This window comes from Aquimarina sp. U1-2 (assembly GCF_017897595.1).
GTDB lineage: Bacteria > Bacteroidota > Bacteroidia > Flavobacteriales > Flavobacteriaceae > Aquimarina.
This window is the reverse complement of record NZ_JAGKIK010000007.1, coordinates 43076-56382: the sequence shown is the minus strand read 5'-3', so window position 1 is coordinate 56382 and position 13307 is coordinate 43076. Positions and strand designations below refer to the sequence as shown.

At 33.5% G+C, this 13307-nt stretch carries 15 protein-coding genes; 10 read left to right on the top strand and 5 right to left on the bottom strand.

Annotated elements, in window-relative coordinates; genetic code table 11:
* Positions 1 to 465: 465 nt before the first annotated feature.
* Entirely contained in the window at positions 466 to 1581 is a 1116-nt protein-coding gene (locus tag J8281_RS10810) for an alkene reductase (protein WP_210197641.1), read from the top strand.
* 490 nt (positions 1582 to 2071) lie between these two features.
* The gene (locus tag J8281_RS10805; RefSeq protein WP_210197640.1) at positions 2072 to 2584 is read left to right on the top strand and encodes a DinB family protein; all 513 of its coding nucleotides are present in this window, start codon (positions 2072 to 2074) and stop codon (positions 2582 to 2584) included.
* A gap of 6 nt (positions 2585 to 2590) precedes the next feature.
* Here the strand turns inward: J8281_RS10805 and J8281_RS10800 are convergent, their stop codons facing one another.
* Genes J8281_RS10800 through J8281_RS10790 form a run of 3 tightly spaced genes read right to left on the bottom strand, consistent with a single transcriptional unit; the run spans position 2591 to position 4702 of the window.
* Positions 2591 to 3238 (bottom strand): alpha/beta hydrolase, encoded by a 648-nt coding sequence (locus J8281_RS10800; protein ID WP_210197639.1) that lies wholly within the window; start codon positions 3236 to 3238, stop codon positions 2591 to 2593.
* Positions 3239 to 3281: 43 nt separating this feature from the next.
* Entirely contained in the window at positions 3282 to 4133 is an 852-nt protein-coding gene (locus J8281_RS10795) for an alpha/beta fold hydrolase (RefSeq protein WP_210197638.1), read from the bottom strand.
* A gap of 5 nt (positions 4134 to 4138) precedes the next feature.
* Positions 4139 to 4702, bottom strand: coding sequence for a TetR/AcrR family transcriptional regulator (locus J8281_RS10790; RefSeq protein WP_210197637.1), 564 nt, complete (start codon positions 4700 to 4702; stop codon positions 4139 to 4141).
* 84 nt (positions 4703 to 4786) lie between these two features.
* Between J8281_RS10790 and J8281_RS10785 the strand changes: the two genes are divergently transcribed.
* The 5 genes from J8281_RS10785 to J8281_RS10765 all read left to right on the top strand — a co-directional run bounded on the left by J8281_RS10785 (position 4787) and on the right by J8281_RS10765 (position 9760).
* Entirely contained in the window at positions 4787 to 5212 is a 426-nt protein-coding gene (locus tag J8281_RS10785) for a PaaI family thioesterase (protein WP_210197636.1), read from the top strand.
* A 1-nt stretch (position 5213) separates the two neighbouring features.
* Positions 5214 to 6296 (top strand): isochorismate synthase, encoded by a 1083-nt coding sequence (locus J8281_RS10780; RefSeq protein WP_210197635.1) that lies wholly within the window; start codon positions 5214 to 5216, stop codon positions 6294 to 6296.
* Between the two features lie 55 nt (positions 6297 to 6351).
* Positions 6352 to 8076, top strand: a complete 1725-nt coding sequence (menD, locus tag J8281_RS10775) for a 2-succinyl-5-enolpyruvyl-6-hydroxy-3-cyclohexene-1-carboxylic-acid synthase (RefSeq protein ID WP_210197634.1) — start codon at positions 6352 to 6354, stop codon at positions 8074 to 8076.
* 153 nt (positions 8077 to 8229) lie between these two features.
* Positions 8230 to 8571 carry a DUF2853 family protein gene (locus tag J8281_RS10770; RefSeq protein ID WP_210197633.1) on the top strand — a complete coding sequence of 114 codons (342 nt, stop codon included), beginning with the start codon at positions 8230 to 8232 and terminating at the stop codon, positions 8569 to 8571.
* A 355-nt stretch (positions 8572 to 8926) separates the two neighbouring features.
* Entirely contained in the window at positions 8927 to 9760 is an 834-nt protein-coding gene (locus J8281_RS10765) for a S1 RNA-binding domain-containing protein (protein ID WP_210197632.1), read from the top strand.
* 67 nt (positions 9761 to 9827) lie between these two features.
* Here the strand turns inward: J8281_RS10765 and J8281_RS10760 are convergent, their stop codons facing one another.
* On the bottom strand, positions 9828 to 10034 hold the full coding sequence (locus J8281_RS10760; RefSeq protein ID WP_210197631.1) for a hypothetical protein: 207 nt from the start codon (positions 10032 to 10034) through the stop codon (positions 9828 to 9830).
* Positions 10035 to 10061: 27 nt separating this feature from the next.
* A complete protein-coding gene (locus tag J8281_RS10755; RefSeq protein WP_210197630.1) occupies positions 10062 to 10268 on the bottom strand; it encodes a hypothetical protein in 207 nt (68 codons plus the stop codon).
* A gap of 525 nt (positions 10269 to 10793) precedes the next feature.
* On the opposite strand from J8281_RS10755, the gene J8281_RS10750 reads away from it, so the two are divergent.
* The 3 genes from J8281_RS10750 to J8281_RS10740 all read left to right on the top strand — a co-directional run bounded on the left by J8281_RS10750 (position 10794) and on the right by J8281_RS10740 (position 13307).
* Positions 10794 to 11636 carry a 1,4-dihydroxy-2-naphthoyl-CoA synthase gene (locus J8281_RS10750; protein WP_210197629.1) on the top strand — a complete coding sequence of 281 codons (843 nt, stop codon included), beginning with the start codon at positions 10794 to 10796 and terminating at the stop codon, positions 11634 to 11636.
* Between the two features lie 206 nt (positions 11637 to 11842).
* Positions 11843 to 12631 (top strand): hypothetical protein, encoded by a 789-nt coding sequence (locus tag J8281_RS10745; protein WP_210197628.1) that lies wholly within the window; start codon positions 11843 to 11845, stop codon positions 12629 to 12631.
* Between the two features lie 55 nt (positions 12632 to 12686).
* Positions 12687 to 13307: a hypothetical protein gene (locus J8281_RS10740; RefSeq protein WP_210197627.1), complete on the top strand. Its 621-nt coding sequence runs from the start codon at positions 12687 to 12689 to the stop codon at positions 13305 to 13307.

The window sequence follows — 13307 nt, the reverse complement described above, 5'->3', positions numbered from 1 at the left end:
TACGCCAGGCGAATATGTATTGAGGATACATTCATTTTCAACAAACTACGCATGTTGATTGTAAAAGGCTAACTATAAAGCTTTCTATATCGTTTTATGATTTGTAATGTACGTTAGATATCAACGACAAATTTTGTAAGGTTGTATTCTAACTTCTGTAAAAATGATTGATAGAAATACGAGTCAATACAAATAGTATATCAGCACATATTTAAATATTTATTTTTTTTCTTTTGTAGTGTATATTTTAAGATGATGTTTGAATATTTACACAATTCAGGATAAATGCTCACGATGAGTTTACTTAAAAACAAATTTGGTGCAGACTGGCTTTCAAGGATAGAGTTTACGAATATCAAAAAGCGCGTTGTTATGAGATGCTGAAATAAAATCGGCGCAGATTTAAAAAATTACACGATACGGCTAAAAAAATTAAAATCAAAAAGTTAAATATAAATTATTTGTATGAAAGAGATGAAATTATTATCCTCTCACAAAATGGGGGATTTAGAATTACCTAATCGTGTAGTGATGGCACCAATGACTAGAAATCGTGCTGTAAATAATGAAAATGCGGCTACAGCATTGCATGCCGAATATTATGCACAACGAGCAACAGCGGGACTTTTAATTACTGAAGGATCACAGGTCTCAAAAAAAGCTGTTGGATACATTAATACAGCTGGGATTCATTCTCAAGATCAAGTAGATGGATGGAAAAAAGTAACCAAAGCAGTGCACGATGCCGGTGGTCGAATATTTATTCAATTATGGCATGTGGGTCGCATGTCGCATCCAGATTTTCATGATGGAGATTTACCCTTAGCACCTTCAGCTATAAATCCCAACGCGCAAGCATATACCCAAGATGGCTTTAAAGATACTGTTACTCCTAAAGCGATGACCCTCGAAGAAATTAAAATTACAGTCAATGATTTTAAACAAGCTGCAAAAAATGCTATCGAAGCAGGCTTTGATGGAGTAGAAATACACTCTTCAAATGGATATTTGTTTCATCAATTTTTTAATCAAACCAGTAATACCCGAGAGGATCAATATGGAGGTAGCCGCGAAAATCGAGCACGATTCTTTTTTGAAGTTTTAGAAGCTGTAAAACAAGTAGTTCCAGAAAATAGGATAGGAGCTCGTTTCAATCCTTCATTACATAATATATTTGGTACTACGTTAGATAAAGAGACAATACCTACTTTTGATTATATCATAGAACGCTTGGATAAAGAGTACAATCTTGCCTATATTCATTTATCAGAACCTTTTAATGATGTGTCTGATGTTCCGCATGCTGAAGAACATATAGCTAAAAGATATCGTAAAAAGTACACAGGAACACTAATGATTAACTCTGGTTTTGATCGGGATAATGCTGAAAAAGTTATCCAAGATGGTGATGCTGATCTCGTATCCTTTGGAAAACTATTTATTTCAAATCCCGACTTGGTTGGGCGTTTTAGAGAGGGAAAAACTACAACTGATTGGGATGAAGATACTTTTTATACACCCGGTGAAGAAGGATATATAGATTATGAAGCAAAAACCCGAACTTTAATCCCTAATAAATAGAACTAAAAAAATTTAGTTTTCATTATATAATGTAGAAGATAGTTAGTAAATTTTATTGATTGTCCGTTATTAAACCTAAAATTTAACTGAGAAGTCATCCTGAATTCATTTCAGGACTTCATTAAGTTTATTTTCAGTACATTGAGATGAGAAGCTGAAACGAGTTCAGCTTGACGCAAATCGTTTCGATTAAATTAGGGATATTCATATAAATTTTCTTAAGTTCACTTCACATTAATACATACCCTACATGAAGGGAATAATAATAAAATTTTTAACGGGAGAGCGTAGTGGTAACTTACGTTCTCAATTTTTTAATTATCTTGTTTTCAGAAAATTAAAAATAGTTAAGCGTATGAAATGAGCATAAACTTTTTTCAGCATACCCTACCGATATGATTAAAATAAGTTTGTGCGAAAACGAAGTGGTTACATCTGTTTAATATTTTGTAATTACTTATTTTTCATTGAATTACAAAATATTAAACAGATGAAGCTCAAATTAAAAGAAGAAGAGTTTAATCCTTACTACGGGATGTATATTGCTAAATCTGTACATCCCAATATTGTAGAAGGGCTATCGATAAGTAAAATAGAATTTGTAAATTTTGTAAATTCAATTCCAGAGGATAAGTTAGGTTACGCCTATGCAGATAAAAAGTGGACTATAGCAGAAGTCTTACAACATTTAATAGATACCGAGCGAATTTTTGCATACAGAGCACTGCGATTTGCTCGAAATGACAAGACACCCCTCATGGGTTTTGATCAGGATGATTATGTGCCAAATTCTAGAGCAAATAGGTTGAGCACAAATGAAATTAGTAATGATTTTGAAGCTGTAAGAAATAGCTCAATAGCATTATTTAAAAGTTTTGATAGTGAAATGCTTTTAAATATTGGAAAAGCAAGTGGAAGTTCGATGAGTGTACGAGCTGTAGGCTATATATTAGAAGGTCATCAAAAACATCATTTTGAAGTGATTGAAGAGCGCTATTTGTAGTTCTTTTTAGAAATCTTCAATAACGGCATGTAAACTTTTAGGATTTAACTCGTGTCCCCCTGGATGAGTTTTAAACTCGATTTGCGGTAGTATTTTTTGAACACGTTCTTTTTCGACTATCACTTTTTCTTTTTCAAAATAGGGATCTTTTTCTCCTACAATGTGTATTATTTTTGAAGATTTGGATAAAAAATTAAAATCTTCTTTTTGTAATTCTTTTGGAAAACCACCCGATATCATAATAAAGGCGTGACAATGAATCTTGCGATTAGCCAACCAGCGGCTCGCTATACTAACTCCCTGTGAATAACCTAATATGATCAAATTTGTAGCTTCAGAAATGTGTTCTGAAGCTATTACAGCATCAACGTATTGCAATATATTCTTTGTTTCATTTTGAGTATTCTCTTTGGTCAACCAGCTAGATCCAACTCTTCGATATTCATTGCCTTTGTAATATTTTGAAGGAGCTTGCGGCGCAATAATATAGTTTTCCTCTTTTGGTAAACTATCAAATAATCGAATAAAAAAGCGACTCAAATACCCTATTCCATGAAAAACTATCCAAACGTTTTTTGTTTTTGTGGTTTGTATATTTAGGGTAGAGTAGGTGTTAGTAGCTTGATAAGAGACTTCTTTTTCTTCAATATTCATAGCGTATGTAATAAAATCTGATGGATTTTTTGGAAAACGTACATTAGCTCAATTCAAACCATTCAGAAACAATAGGCCACAAGATATTTTGATTTTTCTTTCTAAAAAAATCAAAGTGACCAATTTTTTTTAAATTATAATCTGCGGGTTTTAAATGTTTTCTGGTCACCTGGGCCCTACGAAAAACACGATTACCTAAAATATCTACAGATTTTTTAGGAGCAAAAAGATCATCTTCAATACTTATTAAAAGTATCTTATTCTTTATATTTTCATAAAAAGTTGAATTATATTCGTTAGAAAAGCTTAACATAGAATCTGGTCTTAGCAGAAACTTTGCCCAGTCTTTGGCAGCTTTTGTGGGTAATGATCGACCCAAACCAAACCATCCAGAAGGGTAATAACCTAAGATAGCAGTAGTAACCGGTACAAAAATGCGGAAGTTCACCTGTATCAACAACTTCATTTTTGGTTTGAAAAATTTATAGTATCCAAATTGAGAAGCAACCGTAAGGCATTTGTCATAATATTGAAAAGCATCACTAAATCCTAAGCTATTTCCGCCATAACTGTGACCGATCATATATTGCTTATTGTTAGGGAGTTTCTTTTTAATGTATTGGGACACTTCTTTAAAATCGGCTGCCCATGAGAAAAATCCATGATTTTTAAGAGACTTTATGTTTTCAGCCATAGAATCTCCTATGCCTCTGTAATCAAAAGTAAAAACGTTACAACCTTGATCTGTCAAAAATTGAGCGATATGAAAATAGAATTTTTGTGGAACTGCAATTGCAGGTGCAAATACAATAGTTTTATTATTTGCCAATTGGGGAACAAATTCATGAACAGATATAGCAAATCCGTCATATGAGGGGATGGTATATGATTTCATAGATCTTATCGGTTTAGAATAATTCTTTCCATTCTAGAAACGGCATTGTCTATATATTTTTGGTCGTTGTACACTTGAGCTAACAAAATTCCACCCTCAATATCCTGTACAATTTGTTCTGCAAGGGCCAAAGCCTTTTCAGAAGAATGATGAGATACCAATAATCGTTGTAATCCCTCAATAAAATCTGAAAAAAACATGCGAATTTCATTTTTATAAATAGGGTTGCGATGTATAGTTTCTAATGCTGTATTAGCCATAATGCAACCCCCATCAGACGTTCTAAAAATTTTTTGCAAAAGTTGTTTCATTTTGATCATCTTTTCTGGTAGGGATAAAGAGGCACTATCAATGGTTTTAAAAAGGTTGTAATTAAAGTAACTATAGACCAATGACAGCACCTCTTTGATTAGTTCTTCTTTATTATTGAAGTAGTAATAAAAATGAGATTTTTGAATATTGCAAGCTTTAGCCAATTCACTCATGCTACTATTTTGCACACCTCTGATTCTTAGTATAGGGATAACTTTACGAAGCACTTCTTCCTTTGACGTTTTAACTTTAGGCATTTTATTGAACGTTCGTTAAAATAATATTCAAATATAGTTATTATAATTTATAGTCAATGATTATTTTAGCTGTAAAAAAACAAAATGAGTTTATCTGAAACAGAAATACTTCAACAATGCAATGATATGTGTAAAAATACGCTAATGGAAACATTGCAAATTACGTTTTGCGAAGTAGGAAAGGATTACCTAGTGGCTAAAATGCCCGTAACTCCGAAAGTTCATCAGCCAGATGGAGTATTGCATGGTGGTGCTATGGTAGCTCTGGCAGAAAGTGTAGGCAGTGCAGCATCATATATGTTTCTAGATGCCGAAGATTTCTATATCCGAGGAATTGAGATTTCTGCAAATCATGTCAAGAGTATTCGCGAGGGATATGTTTTTGCAAGAGCTCAGGTGGTACATCAAGGAAGGACGACTCAACTATGGGATATTAAGATTCGAGATGAAGAAGAAAATCTAATATCTATCGTAAAACTAACTACAATAGCACTCGCTAAAGCCAAATAGTATGAGCATTACAGATGTTTATGCTGCCTTAAGCAAGCAATTAAATGAACAGCTTCCTTTTGTTGCCTATACCAAAGCAGATTCTTCAATATTACAAGTAGTATTGCAATGTGATGACACAAAACACATCTTAGATGAGTATACAGCTTCGGGATTTATTTTTGCGCCTTTTGATACTTCAAAAGAAACTATTTTCATACCATCACATCGTAGTGAAACCCTACATGTCGATCTTGGTGTTTATACGGAAGTTGAGACTAACCTCCCCCCTTCATTCAAGATGATTTCAGATACGACGAAAGATAAACTACGTCATATGCAACTGGTAGAAAAAGGAATAGAAACCATTACCTCTTCTACGATTGAAAAAATAGTGTTATCTCGTACAGAAGAAATCGTACATGCTGATACGTTCGACGCTTTGGTGCTTTTTAAGCGGTTAATTAGCTCGTATCCATCAGCTTTTGTTTATTTCTGGTATCATCCAAAAGTAGGTACTTGGTTGGGTGCCACACCAGAGACTCTATTGCAAAGCAAAAATGATAAAGTTGCTACAATGTCTCTGGCGGGAACTCAACCGTATGAAAGTAATAAACCAATACACTGGGGTAGTAAAGAAATTGAAGAACAAGAATTAGTGACACGCCATATTTTAAAAACACTTCATCCCGTCTTACATACCATCACATCTTCTAAAACCTATACGTATCGCGCTGGTTCTTTGTTGCATCTGCGTACCGATATTACTGGAGATATAGCTGCCGAAGCCAATTTGAGCGAAATTATTAAAATTTTACATCCAACACCTGCAGTATGTGGTCTACCAACAAAAGAAGCACAAACATTTATACAACAGCACGAAGGTTATGATCGCAAATTCTACACAGGTTTTCTAGGTGAATTGAATAAAAATGAGAATGGTGAAACAGCATCGAATCTATTTGTAAACCTTCGTTGTATGGAACTAAAAAAGAATAGAGCAATTCTTTATGTAGGTGGTGGAATCACGAAAGACTCCATACCCGAAAAAGAATGGAAAGAAACGGTTAAAAAAACTGAAACCATGAAAAAAGTATTGTTTTAAAATACCCATAAAACATTGGTTTAACTTACGACGATATCGTACTTTAGCCATTTCAATGAGAACACGATTATATTCCAAAATTCCATTAGCACAAACGATCGTCACTTTATGCGAAGCGAAGGAAATTTATCATATCGTCATATCTCCTGGATCTCGAAATGCGCCTTTGATTATCGGTTTTAGCGAACATCCGGACATGCATTGTTATAGTATAGTTGATGAGCGATGCGCTGCCTTTTTTGCATTAGGAATTGCACAGCAAACTAAGAAACCGGTAGCTTTGGTTTGTACCTCGGGGAGTGCCTTATTAAATTACTATCCGGCGGTATCTGAAGCTTTTTACAGTGACATTCCTCTAGTGATTCTTAGCGCAGATCGCCCTATAGAGCGTATTGATATTGGTGACGGACAAACCATTCGACAAAAGAACGTATTTGAAAATCATATTCTATATTCTGCAAATCTATACTCAGAAATTGTAGTAGAAACTGAAATTATAGACCCCAAAGTACGACAAAAGCTGCACGAAGCTCAAAAACATAACGAAAGGGAAATAAACCTGGCTTTGAATGCATCGATAGAGCAAAATGGACCAGTTCATATTAATGTACCGTTTTACGAACCCTTATACGACAAGCTTGAACAACCTACAATAGTTCCTAAAAACATACCTGTAGAATATCCAAAACATAGTATTTTAGATACTTTACAAAACGAAATGGTAGCAACATGGAATGCTTCAAAACGAAAGATGATTTTGATTGGGGTGAATTCGCCGGGGATCATAGCACAAAAATGGATTGAAGATTGGGCAGACGATCCTTCGGTACTTGTACTTACCGAGACAACTTCTAACATTTATCATACATCTCACATCAATTGCATCGATCAATTGATCTCTACCTTAAACGAAGATGAATTTAAGGCGTTGCGACCAGAAATTTTGGTAACAGTAGGGGGGATGGTAGTTTCTAAAAGAATAAAAGCATTTTTACGCACCTATCAGCCTAAGGCACATTGGCATATTGATTCTAAAAAAGCGTTTGACACCTATTTTTGTCTTACTGAACATATAAAACTTAAACCCAATGTTTTTTTTACTAAATTTTTACCACACACAATAACCAATGTAAGCGATTATAAGTCTTTTTGGCTAGAGGTAAGAGATAAACGCAGAAAAAAACATGCGGTCTACCTAAGCAATACTACCTTTTCAGATTTAAAAGCCTTTGAAATTATTTTTAAGCATATCCCAGATCAACAGATGATTCAACTTAGTAATAGTTCTACTATTCGATATGCTCAATTATTTTCTTTAGATCCATCACTAGAGGTATATTGTAATAGAGGTACCAGTGGTATCGATGGTAGTACCTCTACTGCTATTGGTGCTGCATGGGTCTCAAAAAAACCAACGACATTAATTACTGGTGACTTGAGCTTTTTTTATGATAGTAATGGATTATGGAATGCGTATATCCCTAGTAATTTTAAGATAATTGTCATTAATAATAATGGTGGGGGAATTTTTAGAATTTTACCGGGGAAAGAGGAAAGTAAAACCTTTAGTACATTTTTTGAAACTACACACAATTTATCAGCATCACATTTATGTGCAATGTATGGATTAGAGTATCACGCTGCGAATACCGAGATAGAATTGCACCAGGCATTAAAAACGCTGTATGATCAAAATGACTTACCTCAATTACTAGAAGTATTCACACCGCGCGTAGAAAATGATCGTACTTTAATCGATTATTTTAAGTATTTGGTCTAATAATGGCATCTTAATATACTTTATAGTTAATTTTTTCATTAATTATTCATCTATATTTGAATATTGTTAAATCTGAACTGGTTTACACTTTTTCGCCTAAATCAAAAAAGATTAAACCAATTCTCTATCTAAAAATCAAAATGTAATAATCCTATGAGTAAAAGAGACGAACTAATAGCCAAATACGCTGCCGACATTAAAGATAAAATCGGTCAAACTCCTGACATGGATCTTTTGACAAAGGTAACTATCGGCTGCGGACCATCAATCTACAATTCAGATGCTGCTACGGTATCAGGCAGTGACCAAGGTGAATTAGATACAGTAAAGAAAAATTTCTTAATCAAAAAGTTAGGTCTTTCTGATGGCTCGAAATTAGACGAAGCAATTGCTTCAGTAATGGAGACTTATGGTAAGTCGAACCGTAACAAATACAGAGCCGTGGTCTACTATTTGTTAACGAAACATTTCGGTAAAGAATCTATTTACAAGTAAAAAAGATCAAGCCGAATTCATATTCAAAAAAATGTGAACGCTTGTTAAAAGGTTGTCTAGAAATGAGTCTACTTCTTTTTAGACGACCTTTCTTTTGTATTATTAGTACATACTTTACAATAAAACCCTTGTTACTAAATTCTATTGTATAATCTGGGTTACATCGACAATTATCAAGTTCTTTTCTGATATTTTAATAACAAAACCTAAAGTGCTTCATATATAAATCGTTATTGGGACTACCATACACTACTAAGTGGGAGTCTAAAGAAAGTTCTTTATGAGCTGAAAAAAGTTTAAACCTCTTCATAATAGAAATAGAAAAAAGTATCTTTGTACATAAAGTATAAAGAAAATGCTAGCGTTAGGGGTTTATAATACATTAGAAATAGTAAGAGATAGAGAGCCAGGACTTTATCTTAGCGACGATCAGGGTAATGAAGTATTACTTCCTAATAAGTATGTTCCCGAAAATTTTGAAATCGGAGATAAAATTGATGTTTTTGTTTACTTGGATAGTAGTGAAAGAATCGTAGCAACAACATTAGAACCTTATGCCACAGTAAATTCATTTGCATATTTAAAATGTACCAGCGTCTCTACCATTGGAGCTTTTTTGGATTGGGGTTTAGAAAAAGATCTTTTTGTTCCTTTTAAAGAACAAGCTTCAAAAATGAGAGTTAATAGCTGGTACCTGGTGTATGTTTATTTGGATAGTGAAACAAATCGCCTGGTAGCCTCTAGTAAAACGAATAGATTTCTTGACAATTCGTTAGTACTTCTTTCTGCTTATGATAAAGTAGATGTAATTGCATCACATCCTTCTCCCCATGGCTGGAATATGATTGTAAACCAGAAGTACCTAGGTCTGGTATACGCCGATGAAATTTTTCAAAAAATAACCCCGGGAGATCGGTTACAAGGTTATGTAAAAAAGGTTCGTCCCGATGGCAAAATAGATCTTACGCTGCAACGCCATGGATTTAGAGGGATAGAACCTAATGCACAACAAATTTTGAAAGAACTGGAGCTAAGTGGCGGTTATATTGATTTAAATGATAAATCTGATCCAGAAGACATAAAAGAAGTATTTCAACTAAGTAAAAAAAGTTTTAAAAAGGCAATAGGCTCTTTGTATAAGGCACGAAAGATTAATATTGAAGATGGTGGAATTCGATTGATGGATTAACGACTATTTATTGAATTTAATATAGAAATTTCTTCTTTATGAACGCTATTTCGTGACGTTTTAGTTTTTAATAAAAAAGTCCGGTTATAGGACAGAAAGCACCCGTGTAGAACCCAGCATCTTTATACGCATTATTTTTAACTTGTCCTGTATCATTCACATTAAAAGCATTATTATTTCCTCTTACCGAAAATTCAATGCTTCCTTGTTTTGATTTGGGTAGATTGAACGTATAATTTGGCTGGATAAATTTGTTTTTTGGAAGTAGCATCATTGGCGGGCTATTCTTTTCGAGATATTGTTATCTTAAATCGATGCTTAGATCTACTTCAAGAAGTTGGTATGAAGTATTGATTATTTTTTCAGCAGATAGTAGGGGAGCCCCAAGTTTTTCTAATGGAACAACAAGAGTATTCCAATTTCTTTCTTGTCCGTAGGATAAGCATCCTATACTGCTAATTGCTAGTAGTACTATTATTTTTACTGTATAACTATTTATGAGTTTCATACGTTTAACTATTTTTAATTGTTCGAAAACAGTTTAAACCAGTTCACTATTCGTTTCAGCTGTTTAATTATTAAAATTGAAATAAATAGTTCAGTACTAAAGATGCATTGATTTACAATTTTTATTTCAATGTATAATTATATGAATATCCATAATTTAACCTAAACGGTTTGCGTCAAGCTGAATACTGAAACAAGTTCAGCACAGGCTCGTTTCAGTTTCTCATCTCAATGTACTGAAAATAAACTTAACGAAATCCTGAAATGAATTCAGGATGACTTCTCAGTTAAATTTTAGATGTAATAACAGACATTTAAATATAAATATATCAAAAACTGTGCTAAACACATCTCTGATAGCGAATTTTGAAATACATCCTAAAAAGCATCCATCTAAATAATTCGCCAAGTGTTATTTTATGTTAATGTAGCCATACCTATTATTAACACATTAGTCATAATTAGCGTATAGTTCTTGGCACAAATCTTCTTGAAAGTATTATTTTTGCTGAATAAATACGGTTTTATGAGCGCAATACATTGGAAAAAAATAACAAAATATCAAGACATTACGTATGCTAAAGCAAATGGGGTAGCTCGAATTGCTTTTAACAGACCAGATGTTCGTAATGCTTTTCGTCCTCAAACCACTAGTGAACTCTACGATGCATTTTATGATGCGCAAGAGGATACTTCTATTGGTGTAGTATTATTGTCTGCAGAAGGTCCATCAACAAAAGATGGAGTCTATAGTTTTTGTAGTGGTGGTGATCAAAAGGCTAGAGGTCATCAAGGGTACGTAGGCGAAGACGGTATGCATAGACTCAATATTTTAGAAGTTCAACGACTTATTCGATTTATGCCTAAAGTCGTTATAGCAGTAGTGCCGGGATGGGCTGTAGGAGGAGGACATAGTCTTCATGTGGTTTGTGATCTTACACTAGCAAGTAAAGAACATGCTATTTTTAAACAAACAGATGCCGATGTCACTAGTTTTGATGGAGGATATGGCTCTGCCTATCTGGCGAAAATGGTGGGCCAGAAAAAGGCTAGAGAGATTTTCTTTTTAGGAAGAAATTATTCTGCACAAGAAGCGTATGAAATGGGAATGGTGAATGCAGTTATACCTCATGAAGATCTTGAACAAACTGCATACGAGTGGGCTCAGGAAATTCTTGAAAAATCACCTACTTCTATAAAAATGCTCAAGTTTGCCATGAATTTGACCGATGACGGTATGGTAGGACAACAAGTTTTTGCAGGGGAAGCAACACGATTGGCCTATATGACAGAAGAGGCAAAAGAAGGAAGGAATGCATTTTTAGAAAAACGAAAACCTGATTTTAAAAATGTGAAATGGATTCCGTAAGAATGTTATCGCAGACACATTCGTTCGAGCGCAGCCGAGAACTTTTCACGTTCGTAAATTAGGTTTCGATTGTTGAGCCTGTCTAAGCTCTGACGAAGGCTTAAACAGACAGTAGTACTATACGACTTATTCTGGTAGGTAACTAATAACTGATCTCTAAAACTTTAAATACGTTCATAATTACGAAAGGGAAAATTAGCAACAATATGGACAAAAAAGAAGAAGAAATTTTATCGATGCATTATCAGATCGAAAAAACTGATATCAAGCAGCAAAAAATGGAAGATCGATTATTATCGATTTCAAAAGATTTAAGAAAAAGTAAAAAAATTAGTAATCTATACTTCATCTTGATTGTAGGACTCATTATATTGATGGCAGCTAGTAGTTTCTATTTTATCAAAAACGATACCTCTTTTTCTTCAGAAAATGCCGACGAAATAGAGAAGTTGCGAGTAATAAATGATTCTTTACAACATGAGTTATTAAAACTTAGAACGGCAGTTTCTAAACAAAGTTATTCTAGCCATAAACTACAGGACACTTTAAAAAATGATAGAGAATCAAAGCTCGATGCTATATCAAAAGACAGCAGTAGTACATCAAATTTTGATTTTAAAAGACAGTTTAGTTACGTAAAAAGAGCGTACAAAAGTAATGATGCCCTATTTATCGAAGCCGATTTTATAGAATATTATGAAGGTAGAAAGGCTGTAAAGAAAGCTAAAGAATACGGTGAAGCAGAATACGATATTGACAAAAAAGGAGATACTTTGTATTATTTATTTAATAATTATTATATTCACAACCAAAATTCTACAACTAGAATTTTAGAACTTGACGATAAAGCGAGAGTACGGATTGAAAGTATAAATCAAATTTCGAATGGTTTTCCGTTAAAAGCATTTCAGAAAATAATCAAGAGTAATCCTGTTTTAATTCTAGAAATAAGTAATGGAGTCGTATATAAAATCAGTCAGCAAAAACTCCTTTAGGCGTAATTCGTTATCTTTACAATAGGTATTATAACCCCATAAACTACCCCAACACATGAAGGTTATTAAAGATGAGGATCTTTTATCCCTACACAATCAAATAGAAAAATCTGAAGTTAAACAGCAAGAGCTTGAAGAAATACTAGAGTTCGAGGCTAAAAGACTTAAAAAGAGTAAAAAAACAAACAGATTATATGGATCGTTTTCAGTAATTTTTTTATTATTAGCTGTTTTTCTAGTAGCCAATGCATTTTATTCAAACAAGTCTTCTTCTAGTGATATGTCAGAAAATGAATTTGCTAGGAAATTGTCTTCGGTTCAAAATGAATTGCAAGCGGCTCAGCTAGAATTGGCGTCTTTAAAAACTGAAAAAGCAAAGATTCGAGAAGTTGAACACGTTCATTTATATCGTAAAATGATTCAAAGGGATACTATATACTCTGTACAAATTAAAGCACTAAATGACCAAAAGATATCTTCAGTTTCAGAAAAATTTACAAATACTTTAGTCTATAGTGATGATGCTCTCTATAAGTTGAGTTTGGGCATATTTGCAACACTTCCCGAAGCACAAAGTTTTAGAAAAACCTTGATACAATCTGGTTTACTTGATAAAAGAATTTTTGTGATATCGTATAAAGACGGAAAACGTATTAAAATAGAAGATTTTCAATAA